Genomic DNA, 17,991 nt, shown 5'->3' with positions numbered 1-17,991 from the left:
CAGGTTAATGAACCAGAATGGTTCCCACGATGTGTGCAAAAGCACCAACATGGTGCGCTAGCGTTGTTCTAACTCATCAAGCTCAGTATAGAGTTCGGCAATATGATGAATGCGCTGACGACCAGTGGTTAACGCTTCATGTAGCACTGCGTTGGCTAACAGATTCACCAGACTCATCGCACTGCTATAACTATCGAAAGCTGAAACGCTGTCCAGCGGTGCCGCAAAGTGCCAGCGGCAGTATGGGGTCAGGCCGGAACCCTGTGCTTCGCTCATTACCAGCAGCGGTACCTGCCGCTTATGTAAATTGGCCAGCAGTGGCTTAATGATGCGAGGTCGCCTGCGGAATGCGATAGCGATAACGCAGTCATGTTCGTTGATATCCACCACCTCTTCTGCCAGCGTCTGCCCTGGTTGAGGCAATAACCAGACATCACTACGAACCTGTAGTAACTGCTGGCGTAGGTGCATCGCTACAGGCCATGAATTTCGTAAACCAATAATAAAAATACGTTTTGCTGAAGTAAGTGCCGAGACTACATCGATAAATTGTTGAGTATCTAACAAGCTAACCCACTGTGTCAGGTTGGCCATTTCCTGTTTGTAATGCCGCGCCAGTAACGTGTTACCTTGTACTGCATCGCGGTTTTCCGTCAGGGGCATTCCGCTCTGACGCAAGGTTCGCAGTTCTTCACGCATATCTTTGTATCGGTCATAACCCAGGCGCTTAAATAGACGACTCACAGTGGCTTTAGATACGCCAGAAAGATGGGCCAACTCAGCGCTGTTGTAGCTAATCAGGTCATCAAAATGATCGACAATAAAAGCAGCAACTCGCTGTTCCTGCGGAGAAAGCTGCTCGTATGTCGCTCTTAAGCGCTCGTCTAATTGTTTCATTATGACCTCTGTAACTATTGTTTCATTCGAGCCTGACACAGTGAAACAAACCGCGTCAACCTGGAACATCTCTTGCTTAAATATATTACCCAGCTTCCGTTCTGAGAGATAAAACGATGATGCAAAGCAATATGGCACCTTCCGGTATGGCCGTTACACCGCACCACTTAGCCAGTGAAACCGCATTATCCGTGTTGCGCCATGGTGGTGATGCCATCGAGGCGATGGTGGCAGCGGCGGCAACGATCGCCGTGGTTTATCCTCACATGAATGGCATTGGCGGCGATGGTTTTTGGTTGATAGTACCGCCGGAAGGTGAGCCGATTGCGATTGATGCCAGCGGTGCTGCGGGATCACTCGCATCGCTGGAATTTTACGCAGGCGAAACATCGATTCCTCATCGTGGCCCCAAAGCCGCGTTAACCGTGCCTGGAACCCTTAGCGGTTGGGACGAAGCGCTAAAAATTGCCGCACAGCTTGGTGGTGGGCAACTGCCGCTCTCGCGCTTACTTGCCGATGCGATTCGCTATGCGGCTGATGGCATTCCGGTGACCCAATCTCAAACGCTTGCGACCCATAGCAAATACGACGAGCTGGTTAACATTCCCGGATTTGCCGAAACCTTTTTAGACCGAGGCGAAATCCCCCGCGCGGGCAGCCGTTTCACTCAGCCACGCCTGGCCGAAACCTTAACGCGCCTGACAGTTGAAGGGCTTGATAGCTTTTATCGCGGCCCGCTCGCAGCCCTGATCACCGAAGAACTTGCTGAATCAGGCATGCCGATTACGTTGCAGGATCTTGCCGCGCAACGCGCCAAACGGCGCATCCCGCTGCATCTGAGCCACCAGTTGGGCGATGTTTATAATATGACGCCGCCGACGCAAGGCTTGGTTTCACTGGCGATCCTGGGGATCACCGAGAATCTGGATATGGCACAAGCCAGTGAAACTCAAACAGTTCATCGCATCGTCGAAGCGACCAAAAAAGCCTTTGCGCTGCGGGACAAATACATCACCGATCCACGCCATATCACCACGTCCATCCAGAGTTTGCTTGAGCCAGAAGCGCTCGCCGCCCTCGCCGCAGAAATTGATGACAACCAGGCCGCAGACTGGGGAGCCGGCAAAGGCCCCGGCGACACGGTGTGGATGGGCGTGATAGACAGCAGCGGCCTGGCGGTTTCGTTTATTCAGAGCATTTATCACGAATTTGGCAGCGGCGTGGTGCTGCCAAAAAGCGGTGTGCTGTGGCAAAACCGGGGGGCGGCGTTCAGCCTCAACCCGGAAAGTTTGCTCAGCCTGGCTCCCGGAAAACAGCCGTTCCACACGCTGAACCCGGCCGCCGCACGCCTGGCTGACGGGCGCACGATGGTTTACGGCTCGATGGGTGGCGACGGGCAACCGCAAACTCAGGCGGCTATTTTTACGCGCCACGTAATTCAGGGCATACCGTTACAAGAAGCTGTAACCGCGCCAAGATGGTTATTAGGCAGAACCTGGGGGCAAGCCTCCGACAGCCTGAAATTAGAAGGTCGGTTTAGCCCGGAAACTTTCAAAGCACTGCGTGAATTGGGTCATGAAGTCGAAGCATTGCCAGATTTTAGCGAAGCTGTGGGCCATGCCGGAGCCATCGTGCGCCATACCAACGGTATGCTTGAGGGCGCATACGATCCACGCAGCAACGGCAGCGCAGCCGGATTTTAAGGAGAACAAAATGCTATTAAATTCTATCGACTGGCCCGCGTACATCAAAGTCATGGAGCAACTGCTTGACGTTCCTCTTGATGAGCCACGCCGCCAGGAACTTGAAGTGCAATTGACTCGCATGGAGAAACTGGCAGAACCGCTCATGGATTTTCCATTGCCTGAACGCCAGGAAGTCGCGGGGATTTATAAGCTATGAATGCACTCTCCATTCGCGATATTCAGCAAGGATTAGCTATTGGCGAGTTTTCCGCACAGGAACTGGCGCAGCTTACGCTTGCGAAAATCGAGCAAGCCAATTCTGAAATTAATGCGTTTACGGAAATCACTGCCTCGCGTTTACTGCAAGAAGCCGCCGCCATTGACCAACTCCGTGTGCGCGGGGAAACGCTGCCGCCGTTGGCTGGCGTGCCTTATGCGGTAAAAAATCTTTTTGATATTAAAGACGTAACAACGCTTGCCGGGGCCGAGCTATTTAGTATGCAATCGCCCGCCAGCACTGACGCCTTCGCGATTAAAAAATTAAACGCTGCCGGAGCCATGCTTTCAGGCGCGCTGAATATGGATGCCTACGCCTACGGCTTTACCACCGAAAATAGCTATTATGGCGCAACCCGCAACCCGCATGATTTAACACGAATTGCGGGCGGTTCATCCGGTGGCTCTGCCGCAGCCGTCGCGGCTGGAATGGTGAATTTTACCCTCGGCACTGACACTAACGGCTCGATTCGCGTCCCCGCTTCGTTATGCGGCATTTTGGGTCTGAAACCGACTTTCGGCAGATTGTCGCGCAGCGGCAGCCAGCCTTTTGTTGCAAGCCTGGATCATATCGGCCCGCTGGCGCGCAGCGTGGACGATCTGGCTCTGGTTTATGATGCGCTTCAGGGAAGGGATGCGAATGACCATTTCCAATCGACTCGGGGAGTTGAACCCCTCGCCGATAAACTGGAACAGCCGGGGAATTTACGCTGTGCGGTGTTGGGTGGTTTTTTTGAGACTTGGTGTGATGACGATGCCAAAACTGCCGTCGCTCGAGTGGCTCAAACGCTTGAAGCACTGGATTACATCACGTTGCCTGAAGCTGAATTTGCTCGCTCGGCAGCATTTTTGCTCTCTGCCGCTGAAGGGGGAAACCATTACTTACCGGCACTACGTGAACAGGCGGAACGTTTTGAGCTTAACTCCCGTGAACGCCTCCTGGCTGGAGCGATGACACCATCAGCCTGGTACACTCAAGCGCAACGCTTCCGATCATGGTTCCGGGATAAAACTTTACCGCTCTTCGAAAAGTATGATCTGCTTATCGCACCAGCAACACCCTGTAGTGCCACACTAATTGGACAGCAAACCATGCAAATTAACGGGACGGAGCTTCCCGTGAAAGCCAGCATGGGTATGTTGACACAACCTATTTCATTCCTTGGTTTACCAGTCGTCACGGTGCCATTGATGACTGCAAGTGGGCATCCCATCGGTGTGCAGCTCATTGCACCACCATGGCGGGAAGATATCTGCCTGAGAGCTGCCCATCAGCTTGAAATACAGGGTATGCTGGCAGGGAAAACCACCAGGTAAGGTAAATACTATGATGCGTGACAATATTGATCGCCCGGCAATCGTCAATGAGGTGAGTGCCGCTTTTTACCGCTACGAACAGGCGTTGATCAGCAACGATGTTGCGGTCTTAGATGAGTTGTTTTGGGCCGATCCCCGTACCGTTCGCTTTGGTGCGAGTGAAAATCTTTATGGTATCGATGAGATAAGAGCTTTCAGAAATGCTCGCTCGTCTCAAGGGCTAGACCGGCTTTTGCAAAATACCACCATCACCACCTATGGCGATGATATGGCTGTTGCCAGCACTGAATTCACCCGCGAGGGAAGCGACAAAATTGGCCGCCAGATGCAAACATGGGTCAAATTTCCTTATGGCTGGCGAATTGTCGCCGCACATGTCAGCGTGATGGGTTAAAGACCGTGGGCGGGAAACGAAATGTCACCCGCCGCCACATCATTTATTCACAATATGGATGCGTCTTCACCCAATGCTCGGCAATCTCCTGACGACGGCAAATCCACACATCATCATGCTGTTGCACATAATCAAGAAAACGCTGCAACGCTCTGAAACGACCCGGCCGCCCCAGTAAACGGCAGTGCATACCGATAGACATCATTTTCGGTGCAGTTTCCCCTTCTTCGTACAACACATCAAAGCTGTCTTTCAGATAGGTATAAAACTGTTCGGCGGTGTTAAAACCCTGCGCGGTTGCAAAGCGCATATCGTTGGCATCAAGCGTGTAAGGCACCACCAAATGCGGTTTTGTCGAACCATCGCTACAGCTAACTTTGCTCCAGAATGGCAAATCGTCGCCGTAATAATCGCTGTCGTAAAGGAAGCTGCCATTTTCCGCCACCAGCCGACGCGTATTCGGACTATCGCGGCCGGTATACCAACCGAGCGGTTTGCTGCCGAACAAATCTTCGAGGATTTCGATGGCCTGGTGCATATGCTGGCGCTCAGTTGCCTCATCCAGATTTTGATAGTGGATCCAGCGCCAGCCGTGACTTACCACGTCGTAATCAGCTGCTTTTATTGCTTCAACAATTTCAGGGTTACGCGCCAGTGCCATTGCTACGCCAAATACCGTCATGGTCAGGCCACGTTTTTGGAACTCGTTATGGATGCGCCAGAACCCGGCTCGCGAACCGTATTCATAGAGAGAATCCATCGACATATGGCGGTCAGGGAAACTGGCCGCACCGATGATATCGGAAAGAAATTGTTCCGAGCCGCTGTCACCATGCAGAACGTGGTTTTCACCCCCCTCTTCAAAATTGAGAACGAACTGCACAGCTACGCGGGCGTTATTTGGCCATTGCGCATGTGGCGGCTTACCCGCATAACCTTTCATGTCACGCGGGTAGTTTTCAGTGAAGTGATAGTTTTTAGTTTTCGGTACTTCATTCATGGTTCGGTTCCTTATGAGCCGAGCCAGAATTTCAACTCAGCATGTCAAAACAGCCTGATAACGGCTTTTTATTCGGATACGCGAGGTCACCATGTTTGCTGGTTCCAAGCCCAAGAGCGATGAGGGACTCGACCATTTTCACAGCTGCTGTTACGCCATCAATTACGGGAATACCCAACTCAGCAGTAAGTTCCCGTGCAAGATTAGCCATCCCGCCACAACCGAGCACAATCGCTCCGCTGTTATCTTCTTTCATGGCTTGTATACAACGCTCGCGCACCTTCATCTGAGCAAGACCCGTGCCATCTTCCAGAGCAAGTACCGGTAAATCGATCGCATGCAGCGCTGCGCAGTGGTGCTCGAAGCCATACTGGCGTAATAAATGACGCGCAATAATCACAGTGCGCGGCAAAGTGGTGACGATAGAAAAACGTGTCGCAACCATGGTTGCAACATGCATCGCAGCTTCGGCGATGCCGATAACCGGGCCACTGGCGAGTTCACGTGCGGCCAGTAAACCAGGATCGCCAAAGCAGGCGATGACGTGACCACTGACCCCCTGCTCTTTGCCAAGTTTGATTTGCTCAAGCACACCAATAGCCGCTATCGCTTCATCAAAATGTCCTTCTATTGACTCCACGCCCTGTGATGGGCAAACCGCGATGATTTCGCTGGAAGGTGCAGCGACACTGCGCGCCGCTTGCGCGATGGTGTGCGTCATTGCCACGTTAGTATTCGGGTTAATCACCTGAATCAAATGTTTCGTCATGTTGAGTCCTCTGTATTTTTTGCCACCGGTTTAGCACCAGATCCGGGCAACGAAATGTTAAAATGCACCATAGCAAAGCGCAATAAGTAATCACACGGCCTTATTAATGCACCAAAAAGCCTGAATAATCCATTTGTTCCACAAAACATGAAACCTGGCCCGGTTAATGCAACGAAAGTTGCAGACATTCCGTCAGCATCTGTTTTTAAAGGAGCAGATTTCATGCCAAACAATGAAAATACGTCATCAGCTTTGACCGAGAGCGCCAATGCCGGCTACAGCCTGCGCCTGTGTAATGATGATCTGGCGCCGACGCGCAACCAGACATGGTCCTGGTACAATATTTTTTCTTTCTGGATGTCCGATGTTCACAGCATGGGTGGCTATGTGGTGGCTGCCAGCTTCTTCACACTAGGGCTGGCAAGCTGGCAGGTTTTGCTTTGCTTGCTGGTAGGGATTTGCATCGTACAGCTGTGCGCGAACCTGGTAGCAAAACCTAGCCAAATGGCGGGCGTACCCTACGCAGTAATTTGCCGCCAGGCATTTGGCGTGTTCGGTGCCAATATTCCGGCAGTGATACGCGGGTTAATCGCGTTCGCCTGGTACGGTATCCAGACTTATCTGGCCGCAAATGCATTGATGCTCGTTATGCTGAAATTCTGGCCCTCGCTTGCGCCAATGACCACCGGGCATTTCCTGGGGCTGTCGCATCTCGGCTGGGTTTGCTTCGGCATTATGTGGGTGCTTCAGGCGATGGTGTTCTGGCACGGCATGAACGCTATCAAACGATTTATTGATATTGCAGGGCCTGCGGTATACATCGTGATGATGGCGTTGGCGGGCTGGATTTTGTATCAAACTGGATTTGACGGAATTTCATTTACGCTTGCCAGCAAACAACTTAGCTCTGGTGAGCAGGCGTGGCAGATGCTGACCGCAACGGCGCTGGTCGTTTCATACTTCTCAGGCCCATTGCTGAACTTCGGTGACTTCTCGCGCTATGGCAAGAGTATGAAAGAGATCCGTCGTGGCAACCGCTGGGGGCTGCCGTTTAACTTCCTGCTGTTCTCTATCGTGACCGTGGTGATTGTTTCCGGTACACAATCCCTGTTTGGCAAAATGATCACCGACCCTATCGAAACGGTAAGCCATGTGGGCAATAGCCTCGCGATGGCCATCGGTTTACTGACCATGATCACCGCCACTATCGGTATTAATATCGTGGCAAACTTTGTATCACCTGCTTTCGACTTCTCGAACTGCTCGCCGCAAAAAATCAGCTTCCGTACCGGTGGGATGATTGCAGCCGTGGGATCTGTACTGCTGACACCATGGAACTTGTTCCAGTCACCAGAACTTATTCACTACACGCTGGATGTGCTGGGTGCGTTTATTGGGCCACTGTTCGGTATTCTGCTGACTGACTTCTACATCATTAAACGCAGCAAAATCTATATCGACGATCTGTTTGATGACACGCCAAAAGGCCGCTACTGGTACAAAAGTGGTTTCAACCCAAAAGCGATTCTCGCACTGCTGCCATCGGTTACCATTGGCTTAATCATCAGCTTTATTCCGGCACTGCATGAGGTGGCTAACTTTAGCTGGTTTATCGGCGCATTCCTGAGTGCAGGCTGTTATCGCTGGTTGGCACGTGCAGATAAAGTGAGTGACGTTGCGGGATACAATGGACAGGTTGTAGTTTCGAAGGAATAAAACGACGAAAGCCTGAATCATTTCTGATTCAGGCTTTCTAATTGTGGCGGAACGGACGGGACTCGAACCCGCGACCCCCTGCGTGACAGGCAGGTATTCTAACCGACTGAACTACCGCTCCGCGTTTTGTTCCCCGTCGGGAACGAGGCAAATAATACGTATAGGGCTGATGAGCGTCAACGTTTTTTCTTATTAAACTAATCGTTTGCCGTTAATTTCACCCAAACGGTGATTTTTAATGCATTTGCGCTGCTTTTATAAACGCCACAGGCAACTTCCGCCCTTTTTTTCCACCAGGTCGAGTCGCGATTCATGCGCTTCCAGTTCTGTATCGCTGGCACGAATGACGCGTATACCCGAACTGCGGCGTACAACACGTTGAATTCCGTTATCTCCACTACGCTGCTGCACATCCCCTTCCATCGCAAACTTCAGAGAAGTTTGTCCACCCGTCATCATTAAATAGACGTCGGCCAGAATTTGGGCATCGAGCAATGCGCCGTGCAACGTTCGCTTGCTGTTATCTATTTCATAACGTGAGCAAAGTGCATCGAGGCTATTACGCTTGCCCGGGAACATTTTTCGGGCGAGAGCGAGGCTATCGGTAACTTTGCAGAAGGTATTAGTTTTTGGAATATCGCGTTTGAGTTTGCCGAACTCATAATCCATAAACCCGATATCAAACGATGCGTTATGGATGACGAGCTCTGCGCCGCGAATATAGTCCATGAACGAATCAGCAACCTGATCAAAGGTTGGCTTGTCTGCCAGAAACTCATCGGCAATTCCATGCACGCCAAAGGCTTCCGGGTCTACCAGACGATCAGGTTTCAGGTATACGTGGAAATTATTACCCGTCAGGCGGCGGTTGATGACTTCAACCGCACCGATTTCAATAATGCGGTGCCCTTCATAGTGAGCACCGATTTGGTTCATACCGGTGGTTTCTGTATCGAGGACGATCTGTCGTGTAATTGCTGTGCTCATGGCGCTCGTTTATGTCAGACTTGGTTTTTTAATCACAGGAAGTCTACCAGAGATGCGCAAACAGGTAGAAATTTTCACCGATGGCTCTTGCCTCGGCAACCCGGGCCCGGGTGGATATGGTGCTATTTTACGCTACAAACAGCACGAAAAAATTTTTAGCGTCGGCTTTCGCCTGACCACAAACAATCGCATGGAAATGATGGCGGCAATCGTTGCACTTGAGGCGTTGGTCGAGCCTTGTGACGTTGTGCTTAGCACCGACAGCCAATATGTTCGTCAGGGTATTACCCAATGGATTCATAACTGGAAAAAACGTGGCTGGAAAACGGCCGATAAAAAACCAGTCAAGAATGTCGATTTATGGAAGCGACTGGATGCTGCCTTAAGCGAGCACAAAATCAGTTGGGAATGGGTGAAAGGCCATGCCGGTCACCCTGAAAACGAACGTTGTGATGAACTCGCCCGTGAAGCTGCTTCTAATCCAACTCTCGAGGACGTGGGTTATCAGCCAGAGACGGCGAAGCCTTAGTTGCTTCACGAAATTGCCGTGTTGCCCCCACAGCTGAGCGGATTTGCGTTTTTGCTTTCCTGCTTTTCATTGGATTGAGCGTAAGAGGCAATGTCCGCTTACGCGCCACAATGACATGCATGCATCCCAACGCAGGAAGATGGGTACTGAGCATTTTCCCACCTTGTTTACTCCAGGGTAAAACCTGGAAACTGCGTTGGTGCATCACTTCAAAATTCAGCAATGCCAGCCAATCGAACATCCTCATCGGCGTAAACATTCGGCAGCGATATGGCGCACGTTTGCGGATAAATGGCACGACTTTGCCTAAACCTAATAAACTCACCGGGTTGAAACTGCTGATAATTAGCCAGCCATCATCAATTAATACCCGGTCAGCTTCACGCAATAACCCATGAGGATCCTGGCACCACGGCAATGTATGAGCCAACATACATGCATCGACTGATTTACCCGCAAAAGGCAAATACAGCGGATCGGCATTCACCTGGAGTCGTTCGCCTTGTAAGGCAACATTAACCTGGTGTGAAATAGCACAGGCCTCTGTGTTGATTTCGGTGCTTAAGTTACCGATTTTCAGCAAGTGGAAACCAAACATCTTAGCAAACCACGGCTGAAGTTGGGATTCCAGCGCCTCACGGTAGTACTCGCCCCAGGGCAGTTCTCCCCAATGATGCGGTGAAATGAAATTTACAGGTATCCTTGCCGGTTTCATCACTACCTTCTTAGCGCAATTCAGAGAGGTTGAATTATGAATCTTAACAGTATTTCTGCGTTCCAGGATAACTACATCTGGGTTCTGAATGATGAGCAAGGCAGATGCATCATCGTCGACCCGGGCGAAGCTCATCCAGTACTAAAAGCCATTGAAGATAACCACTGGCAGCCAGAAGCTATTTTACTGACCCATCATCACAACGACCATGTTGGCGGCGTAAAAGAACTACTCAAAAAGTATCCAGGCCTTGTGGTATATGGCCCAGAGGAGACACAAGATAAGGGAACGAACCGGGTAGTCAGAGAGGGCGAAACGGTCAATATTTTGAAGTATGAATTTACTGTAATTGCCACACCGGGTCACACTTTAGGACATATCTGTTTCTATAGCGCACCTTATCTTTTTTGCGGTGACACGATGTTTTCTGGCGGCTGCGGAAGGCTTTTTGAAGGCACGGCGGGAAATATGTATGATTCTTTTCAAAAACTTAACAAATTACCCGCCGATACGTTAATTTGCTGCGCACACGAATACACTCTTTCAAATATGAAGTTTTCCTTATCTATCCTTCCAGACGATGAGAAGTTAAACCGATACTGTCGAAAAGTTAATGAGTTACGTGCAAAAAACCAATCAACCTTACCAAGTTCTCTGGTAAATGAACGCGAAATAAATTTATTCTTAAGAACAGATGATATTGATTTAAAAAGAAAAATAAACAAAGAAACAAACTTGCAACAACCACAGCAAATATTCGCCTGGTTACGGACAAAGAAAGATACCTTCTGAATTTTTTGGTTGTGTTGTTTTAAAGTGGAAGGTATTCTTGCTCGTCTTTTAAGCAACCATTTGACACACACATGAAGGCAAAAGCGATATTACTCGCCTCTGTTTTGCTTGTGGGGTGCCAGGCGTCAAGGCATGACGGCAACATCCAACAGCACGCACAGAGTCTGTCTGCAGCTGGTCAAGGTGAAGCAGGAAAGTACACAGGTTCGCGATGGATGGACGATGGGACATACCTCGCGGATAACCAAAACTTGTGGAACTTCATTGGCGACGAGCTAAAGATGGGGGTACCGGAGAATATCCGGATCCGCGAACAGAAACAGAAGTACCTGAAGAATAAGAGCTATCTCCACGATGTAACATTACGGGCAGAGCCGTATATGTACTGGATTGCCGGGCAAGTTAAGAAACGTAACATGCCAATGGAACTAGTACTGCTACCCATAGTGGAGAGCGCTTTTGACCCCCACGCTACCTCTTCTGCGAATGCCGCTGGCATCTGGCAGATTGTACCGAGTACGGGTCGAAATTATGGTTTAAAACAGACCAAAGCATACGATGCACGTCGTGATGTAGTGGCTTCCACCACTGCCGCACTCGATATGATGCAGCGTCTGAACAAGATGTTTGACGGCGACTGGTTATTAACCGTAGCGGCGTACAACAGCGGCGAAGGTCGTGTACTGAAGGCAATGAAAGCGAATAAAGCTCGTGGTTTACCAACGGATTTTTGGTCGCTTTCACTGCCACGGGAAACCAAAATTTACGTACCAAAAATGTTGGCTTTAAGTGATATTCTCAAAAACAGCAAAAAGTACGGCGTACGCTTACCAACTACTGACGAAAGCCGTGCATTAGCACGCGTAGAAGTAAGTGATCCGGTTGAGCTTACGCAGGTTGCCGAAATGGCAGGTATATCATTAAGCACGCTGAAGACATTCAACGCCGGGGTGAAAACTTCCACCGTTGGCAAGAATCAGCGTTATGTAATGGTGCCTAAAAAGCATGCTGATCAGCTAAAAGCCTCTTTGGCTTCTGGTGAAATTGCAGCAGTGCAGCCTCGGCTAGTCGCTGATAACCGCAGTACTGCAGGTGGCAGCAAATCTTACCGTGTTCGTTCAGGTGATACCTTATCGAGCATCGCTTCACGCTTAGGCGTGAGTGCAAAAGATTTGCAAAGCTGGAACGGCATACGCGGCGCGCACATTAAAGTCGGCCAAACACTCAGCGTCAAAAATGGCGTACAGAGTTTAGCTAAGAACGATAGCATCACTTATAAGGTGCGTAAGGGTGACTCGTTGTCGAGTATCGCGAAACGTCACGGTGTGAACATCAAGGATGTTCTGCGCTGGAACGACGATACAGACGATCTGAAACCTGGAGATCAGTTGACGCTATTCGTTAGCAACAACTCTACACCTGATACTTGATTGTTAATCAAAGAAAAAGGCACCTTTTTGGGTGCCTTTTTTATTTCTATTTCAAAACATCAAACCTTTTTGGCTTCCACCATAATAATGTCACTGGTGAAAGAGCCATCTCCCTGCAACTCAAAATAGTGCTGCACTTCGTCTGATGCACTCTGTTGGTAGATTCGAATAGCGTCAGCCAGAGCTTCAGGTGTTCTCATTCTGGCAATCCAGGATGTGAACTCCAGATTCAATCGGTCGCATAAGAGGTTTTGCGAGACCAAGCCCGCATCATTAAACAGGCTCAACCACTCGCCACTGGAATAATTCCGAACGTGAGATGTATCGCGCAATGCTTCAACCGTTTGCAGCCAGATATCGAGAACTGGATGGCCTGGAGACATCACATCCATAAAAATAACTACACCACCTGGTTTCAGGACTCGTTTTACTTCACGCAATGCTTTACCAACATCATGCCAGTGATGAGCTGAATAGCGGCTAATCACCACATCAAAAGAGCCATCATCAAACGGCAACACTTCTGCATAACCCTGTCGAGTCGTGATGTTGAAGATGCCACGCGTTTTAGCAGCATCATTGACCACACTCAGCATCTGTTCCGAGAGATCATAAGCAATCACCTCTTTCACCTGAGCGGCCGCAATAAAGCTCGCATGCCCCGCCCCACACCCCATATCGAGCAGACGTGCATCAGGAAAATCAGCCAGACGCGCGCTTAGACGCTCCAGATCGCGGCCAGCAGCGTGCACAGCACTTGTCAGATAGGCACTGGCCTGCGAGCCAAACTGTTGATCGACTTTGTCATGGTGAGATTGTGTTGTCATTGTATTGTCCTTGCAGATGATTGTAAGTAAGGGCAGCACATAGTCTGCCCAATGGCAGACCTGACTTACCTTACTTCAGCTCAGGTTTGCCAGGACGGAATTCGACTAGTAGAGGATTGTGATCGGACGCACGAGTCACCAAAACAGAGGCTTCCGCAACGTTTAAACCACGGTAAAACACGAAATCAAGCGGACGACCGAAAGCACGGCGGCGATGGTCATCGGTGAAGCGTACTTCCCGCAAAGTCATTTCACGAGCGAAGCGGTAAAGCGCATTCATACGTGGACGGCTCCAGGCGTTAAAATCACCCGCCATAATAACCGGCCCATTATGGTGACCAATTTGATCGCCAATCGGCCCAAGCTGTTTGCTGTAGACATCGACACCAAGACTGAAATTGACCGCGTGGATATTTACAACCATCAACAGCCGACCATCAGGCAGTGGATATACGGTCACTAATGCGGATTTGGATAAGCGTAAAATCGGCTCACGTTCACGTAGTGGGCAACAATAAACAGGATGAGCAGCGGAAAGTGTCATAACACCTGAGGGGTGTTGAGGCAGAACAAATGCCGGAACCTGGTCAGCAGCCAGATAATTACTGGTGGCAAACTTTACCAGTTCAGGGGTCGTTTGAGCCTCCTGCAATAAAACAAGGTGAGCATCTTTACCGAAGTTTTGCAGTACAGAAAGCCATTCTGCACGCTGCTGTTTGAAGATATTCCACACCAATACTTTTAGTGAGCCTTCACTTGGTAAAGGTTCTCCGGGCGGCAATGCCTGACCAATAGTTGCAAATGAGCCAGGAGGCAGAATGCGTTCTGCTGGCTGACCGGCAACATATCTCATGGCATAAGTATTTTTGCGCACGTTTTTACTAATGACCTCTGTAACTAAAGAAGCCTCCAAATCGAAGGCTGTCTTTCAGTTATAGGGACTTTGGTGTCGAGTTTCAACGACCAATTCAAACCATTGACGAACAAGACCGTAAGTCATTGCTAACAGCCATGTTCTAATTCACTAACTGATAGCAACTTCACGACGTGCATCTAGTCGACCACTGATGGTAATTAAGAACAGTGCACCAACAACAATTACAGCCCCAATCCACGGCGTCTGAGCTAAACCAAAGCTTTGAACTGTTTGACCACCGATAACAGATCCTAATGCAATCCCGACGTTAAAAGCGGCAATGTTCAGTCCAGAGGCAACATCCACAGCATTTGGCGCATATAACTCTGCTTTCTGCACAACATATACCTGCAATCCCGGTACATTACCGAATGCAAAGACGCCCATAATCAACACCGTCACTAAAGCGCCAATATGTGAACTCGCAGTAAATTGGAAGACCAGTAGTAATGCTGCAAGTGCTGCAAAAATGAATTTCAAAGCAGGCACTGCACCATGGCGATCGGCAAGTTTACCGCCCCAGATATTACCGATAGCAACAGAGACACCGTAGCCCAGCAAAATCCAGCTCACTGCCGCTGGTGAATAACCTGCAAGGTTTTGCATCATCGGAGCCAGGAAGGTAAATGCAGTAAACACGCCGCCATATCCCAGAGCCGTTATTGCATAAATGATCAATAGGCGGGGATGAGTCATCACTTTCAGTTGATCTTTTAAGCTAGCAACCGCACGTGTTGGAATATTTTTTGGGATCAGAATAGTGCTACTGATCAAGGCAATAACACCAATAGCTGAAACGGCGAGGAATGTTTCGCGCCATCCGAAATGCTGGCCGATAAATGTTCCGAGGGGCACACCTGTAACCAATGCAACGGTTAAACCACCAAACATAATGGCGATTGCGGTAGCAGCCTTTTCTTTAGGTACCAGACTGGTTGCAATAGTTGAACCAATTGAGAAGAAAACACCGTGTGCGAGGCCTGTAAGTAGACGAGCAACGACCAGTGTTTCATAATTTGGCGCAAGCCAGGCAAGTAAATTACCTGCCGTGAATAGCGCCATCAAGCCAATCAGTAGCTGTTTACGAGGCAACTTTCCTGTCAGAGCGGTTAGCACAGGAGCGCCAACCGCAACCCCTAATGCATAAATTGAAACCAGCAATCCCGCAGAAGGGAGCGAAATTGAAAGTTGGTCAGCAATAGTTGGTACCAGCCCAACAATCACAAATTCGGTAGTACCGATTGCAAATGCACTGATAGTCAGTGCCCAAAGCGCCAGAGGCATAATTTACTCCATAACGGGTGTCTTTTGATGACACGCATTATGGCAAGATGGTTAAATAACAAAAATATGCAAAATCTCAATAGAATATTGTCTCAGGAGCAATAATGAAGGCCACCTCAGAAGAACTGGCGATTTTTGTCGCTGTCGTAGAAAGCGGGAGTTTTAGTCGCGCAGCGACTCTGCTCGAGATGGCAAATTCGGCAGTCAGTCGCTCGGTAAAGAAATTAGAAATGAAGCTAGGTGTGACTCTGCTAAATCGTACAACGCGCCAACTGAGTCTCACAGAGGAAGGCGAGCGCTACTTCCGTCGTGTTCAACAGATTTTGCAGGAAATGGCTGCTGCAGAAAATGAGCTGATGGAGACCCGACAAAGCCCTCGTGGTTTACTACGCATCGATGCTGCAACGCCTGTCATGCTGCATCTTTTAATGCCGCTGATTAAGCCCTTTCGTGAACGCTATCCAGAGGTGACGCTTTCCCTCATCTCATCTGAGACATTTATTAATTTGATTGAGCGAAAAGTCGATGTAGCGATACGAGTGGGCACATTGACAGACTCAACGTTGCGGGCACGGCCTCTTTTTTCCAGCCGCCGTAAAATTATTGCCTCGCCGGAATATTTAGCGCAGTTCGGTATGCCACAATGTGCTGAGGATCTTCAGGATCATATCTGTCTGGGATTTTCTGAAACAGAGAGCTTGAACAAATGGCCAGTCGCTCAGGCTGATGGGCTGCGTTATGACATCACGCCGGGAATAACATCGAATAGTGGTGAAACACTTAAGCAACTATGCCTGACGGGAAATGGGATTGCGTGTCTATCTGACTATATGATTAATAAAGAAATAGCTGAAGGGAAGTTTGTGGAATTGCTGACAGACAGACTGCTGCCCGTAGAAATGCCATTCAGTGCGGTGTATTACAGCGATCGCGCTGTCAGTAGCCGGATTAGAGCATTTATTGATTTTCTAAGTGAGCATGTACAACAGCCCCCGCAGGGGCTGTAATGAAAAATTAATCCCAGTGTGGAGCCAGACCTTCTGGGCTAACCAGTCGATCGTTACAGTCCAGTTTACTTATATCCATCATATCTTCCTCATCGAGCATGAGAGTCTGCGCTTGTAGATTACTTTGCAGATTCTCACGTTTTGTAGATGAAGGAATCACCGCATAACCCAACTTCATTGCCCATGCCAGGATGACCTGTGCAGGCGTTGCATTGTGCTTCTGCGCAATGCGGCCAATCACTTCATCTTCCAGCGCTTTACCATAAGCCAACGTCATATAAGAAGTGATATGGACGTTATGTTCATGTGCCCAATCAACGACTTTACGGTTGTGCAAATACGGTGAAAGCTCAATTTGGTTGGTCGCTATATTTTCTGCCCCCACCGCATCAATAGCCTGCTGCATCAGGTCGATAGTGAAGTTAGAAACACCAATTTTGCGCGTCAGTCCTTCTTTTTTCGCTTCAAGTAACGCCTGCATAAACTCTGCAACCGGCACTGAATCGTTTGGTGATGGCCAGTGAATTAGAGTCAAATCGACATAATCTGTACGCAATTTGCGCAGACTTTCTTTCAAGCTTGGGATTAATTTTTCTTTGTTAAGATTCTCGATCCAGATTTTGGTGGTGATAAAAAGCTCACTGCGTGCAACACCACTTTCTTCAATCGCCTGCCCTACAGCAGCTTCATTGTCATAAATCTGTGCGGTATCGACCGCGCGGTAACCTAATTCAAGCGCGGTTTTTACTGATGCGATAACTACGTCGTCTTTTAAACGGAAAGTACCTAAACCAAATGCAGGAATTGTCATTATTAACCTCGTTGGGGGACGTATCTTTGTCTTTCGAGGATTATGAAGGGTTTAACTTTGGTGAAAAAGATGGATAAATGCAGAAGATAATTGCGTAAAAAGCAACAATAGGAAAAAATTCATGAATTTTATGTATAAAAAAAGCCCTGAGTCTAAAAGACTCAGGGCTTAATTAAGTGGCGGAACGGACGGGACTCGAACCCGCGACCCCCTGCGTGACAGGCAGGTATTCTAACCGACTGAACTACCGCTCCACCGAATTTCTTTCTTATTACCACCAGATGTCACATTCTGGCTTTTACTGCTTTGAATTTAGAGCCTGGCAGTTCCCTACTCTCGCATGGGGAGACCCCACACTACCATCGGCGCTACGGCGTTTCACTTCTGAGTTCGGCATGGGGTCAGGTGGGACCACCGCGCTGTTGCCGCCAGGCATATTCTGTTTCATCAACCGTCATACTTTCACATAACCATCGACTTAAAATCTCGGTTCAAGCTGAAAATCAATATCGTAGTCTCTCAACCAAAACACCTTCGGTGTTGTAAGGTTAAGCCTCACGGATCATTAGTACTGGTTAGCTCAACGTATCGCTACGCTTACACACCCAGCCTATCAACGTCGTAGTCTTCAACGTTCCT

At 49.2% G+C, this 17,991-nt stretch carries 18 protein-coding genes, 2 tRNA genes and 2 rRNA genes; 9 read left to right on the top strand and 13 right to left on the bottom strand.

From position 1 onward, the window contains the following. Window positions 1-57: 57 nt before the first annotated feature. A complete protein-coding gene (locus tag LVQ79_RS04480) occupies window positions 58-897 on the bottom strand; it encodes a MurR/RpiR family transcriptional regulator (protein ID WP_232864044.1) in 840 nt (279 codons plus the stop codon). Between the two features lie 116 nt (window positions 898-1,013). Here LVQ79_RS04480 and LVQ79_RS04475 point away from each other — a divergent pair, with 116 nt between their 5' ends. From LVQ79_RS04475 to hpxZ, 4 genes are read left to right on the top strand one after another with little or no spacing between them, the layout of a single operon-like run. After that, on the top strand, window positions 1,014-2,600 hold the full coding sequence (locus LVQ79_RS04475; RefSeq protein ID WP_232864043.1) for a gamma-glutamyltransferase family protein: 1,587 nt from the start codon (window positions 1,014-1,016) through the stop codon (window positions 2,598-2,600). Window positions 2,601-2,610: 10 nt separating this feature from the next. Beyond that, a complete protein-coding gene (gene hpxX / locus LVQ79_RS04470; RefSeq protein WP_151995598.1) occupies window positions 2,611-2,799 on the top strand; it encodes an oxalurate catabolism protein HpxX in 189 nt (62 codons plus the stop codon). After that, complete coding sequence (locus LVQ79_RS04465; RefSeq protein WP_232864042.1) at window positions 2,796-4,175, top strand: AtzE family amidohydrolase; 1,380 nt, start codon at window positions 2,796-2,798, stop codon at window positions 4,173-4,175. Before hpxX ends, LVQ79_RS04465 begins: the two co-directional genes overlap by 4 nt. A gap of 10 nt (window positions 4,176-4,185) precedes the next feature. Beyond that, entirely contained in the window at window positions 4,186-4,569 is a 384-nt protein-coding gene (gene hpxZ, locus LVQ79_RS04460; protein ID WP_151995600.1) for an oxalurate catabolism protein HpxZ, read from the top strand. A 43-nt stretch (window positions 4,570-4,612) separates the two neighbouring features. Here the strand turns inward: hpxZ and puuE are convergent, their stop codons facing one another. Continuing rightward, window positions 4,613-5,569 carry an allantoinase PuuE gene (gene puuE, locus LVQ79_RS04455; RefSeq protein ID WP_232864041.1) on the bottom strand — a complete coding sequence of 319 codons (957 nt, stop codon included), beginning with the start codon at window positions 5,567-5,569 and terminating at the stop codon, window positions 4,613-4,615. Between the two features lie 31 nt (window positions 5,570-5,600). Beyond that, on the bottom strand, window positions 5,601-6,338 hold the full coding sequence (hpxA, locus tag LVQ79_RS04450; RefSeq protein ID WP_232864040.1) for an allantoin racemase: 738 nt from the start codon (window positions 6,336-6,338) through the stop codon (window positions 5,601-5,603). A gap of 222 nt (window positions 6,339-6,560) precedes the next feature. Here hpxA and LVQ79_RS04445 point away from each other — a divergent pair, with 222 nt between their 5' ends. Next, window positions 6,561-8,054, top strand: coding sequence for an NCS1 family nucleobase:cation symporter-1 (locus tag LVQ79_RS04445; protein ID WP_232864039.1), 1,494 nt, complete (start codon window positions 6,561-6,563; stop codon window positions 8,052-8,054). 44 nt (window positions 8,055-8,098) lie between these two features. Here LVQ79_RS04445 and LVQ79_RS04440 read toward each other — a convergent pair. Then, a tRNA-Asp gene (locus tag LVQ79_RS04440) sits at window positions 8,099-8,175 on the bottom strand. Window positions 8,176-8,309: 134 nt separating this feature from the next. Next, window positions 8,310-9,041 (bottom strand): DNA polymerase III subunit epsilon, encoded by a 732-nt coding sequence (gene dnaQ, locus LVQ79_RS04435; RefSeq protein ID WP_232864038.1) that lies wholly within the window; start codon window positions 9,039-9,041, stop codon window positions 8,310-8,312. 52 nt (window positions 9,042-9,093) lie between these two features. Between dnaQ and rnhA the strand changes: the two genes are divergently transcribed. Beyond that, window positions 9,094-9,570, top strand: coding sequence for a ribonuclease HI (rnhA, locus tag LVQ79_RS04430; protein WP_064516408.1), 477 nt, complete (start codon window positions 9,094-9,096; stop codon window positions 9,568-9,570). Here the strand turns inward: rnhA and LVQ79_RS04425 are convergent. Beyond that, window positions 9,518-10,285 (bottom strand): methyltransferase domain-containing protein, encoded by a 768-nt coding sequence (locus tag LVQ79_RS04425; protein WP_232864037.1) that lies wholly within the window; start codon window positions 10,283-10,285, stop codon window positions 9,518-9,520. The genes rnhA and LVQ79_RS04425 overlap by 53 nt on opposite strands. A 36-nt stretch (window positions 10,286-10,321) precedes the next feature. On the opposite strand from LVQ79_RS04425, the gene gloB reads away from it, so the two are divergent. Beyond that, a complete protein-coding gene (gloB, locus tag LVQ79_RS04420) occupies window positions 10,322-11,077 on the top strand; it encodes a hydroxyacylglutathione hydrolase (protein WP_232864036.1) in 756 nt (251 codons plus the stop codon). A gap of 71 nt (window positions 11,078-11,148) precedes the next feature. Beyond that, window positions 11,149-12,507, top strand: a complete 1,359-nt coding sequence (mltD, locus tag LVQ79_RS04415) for a murein transglycosylase D (protein WP_151995608.1) — start codon at window positions 11,149-11,151, stop codon at window positions 12,505-12,507. A 59-nt stretch (window positions 12,508-12,566) separates the two neighbouring features. Here the strand turns inward: mltD and LVQ79_RS04410 are convergent, their stop codons facing one another. The 3 genes from LVQ79_RS04410 to LVQ79_RS04400 all read right to left on the bottom strand — a co-directional run bounded on the left by LVQ79_RS04410 (window position 12,567) and on the right by LVQ79_RS04400 (window position 15,534). Next, a complete protein-coding gene (locus LVQ79_RS04410; protein ID WP_232864035.1) occupies window positions 12,567-13,334 on the bottom strand; it encodes a class I SAM-dependent methyltransferase in 768 nt (255 codons plus the stop codon). A gap of 70 nt (window positions 13,335-13,404) precedes the next feature. After that, a complete protein-coding gene (locus LVQ79_RS04405) occupies window positions 13,405-14,208 on the bottom strand; it encodes an endonuclease/exonuclease/phosphatase family protein (RefSeq protein WP_034461607.1) in 804 nt (267 codons plus the stop codon). Window positions 14,209-14,358: 150 nt separating this feature from the next. After that, entirely contained in the window at window positions 14,359-15,534 is a 1,176-nt protein-coding gene (locus LVQ79_RS04400; protein WP_232864034.1) for an MFS transporter, read from the bottom strand. Between the two features lie 104 nt (window positions 15,535-15,638). Here LVQ79_RS04400 and yafC point away from each other — a divergent pair, with 104 nt between their 5' ends. Continuing rightward, the gene (yafC, locus tag LVQ79_RS04395) at window positions 15,639-16,541 is read left to right on the top strand and encodes a DNA-binding transcriptional regulator YafC (protein WP_232864033.1); all 903 of its coding nucleotides are present in this window, start codon (window positions 15,639-15,641) and stop codon (window positions 16,539-16,541) included. A 7-nt stretch (window positions 16,542-16,548) separates the two neighbouring features. Here the strand turns inward: yafC and dkgB are convergent, their stop codons facing one another. From dkgB to LVQ79_RS04375, 4 genes are all read right to left on the bottom strand, one after another. Continuing rightward, window positions 16,549-17,352 (bottom strand): 2,5-didehydrogluconate reductase DkgB, encoded by an 804-nt coding sequence (gene dkgB, locus LVQ79_RS04390; RefSeq protein ID WP_232864032.1) that lies wholly within the window; start codon window positions 17,350-17,352, stop codon window positions 16,549-16,551. Window positions 17,353-17,529: 177 nt separating this feature from the next. Next, window positions 17,530-17,606, bottom strand: a tRNA-Asp gene (locus LVQ79_RS04385). A 63-nt stretch (window positions 17,607-17,669) separates the two neighbouring features. After that, window positions 17,670-17,785: ribosomal RNA gene (gene rrf, locus LVQ79_RS04380) — 5S ribosomal RNA — on the bottom strand. Between the two features lie 111 nt (window positions 17,786-17,896). Continuing rightward, a 23S ribosomal RNA gene (locus LVQ79_RS04375) occupies window positions 17,897-17,991 on the bottom strand; the annotation flags it as partial.

This window comes from Buttiauxella cochleicola, assembly GCF_021282405.1.
In the GTDB taxonomy this organism is placed as follows: Bacteria; Pseudomonadota; Gammaproteobacteria; order Enterobacterales; family Enterobacteriaceae; genus Buttiauxella; species Buttiauxella massiliensis.
The sequence above is the reverse complement of the archived record's forward strand: the minus strand, read 5'-3'. Positions and strand labels throughout refer to the sequence as shown.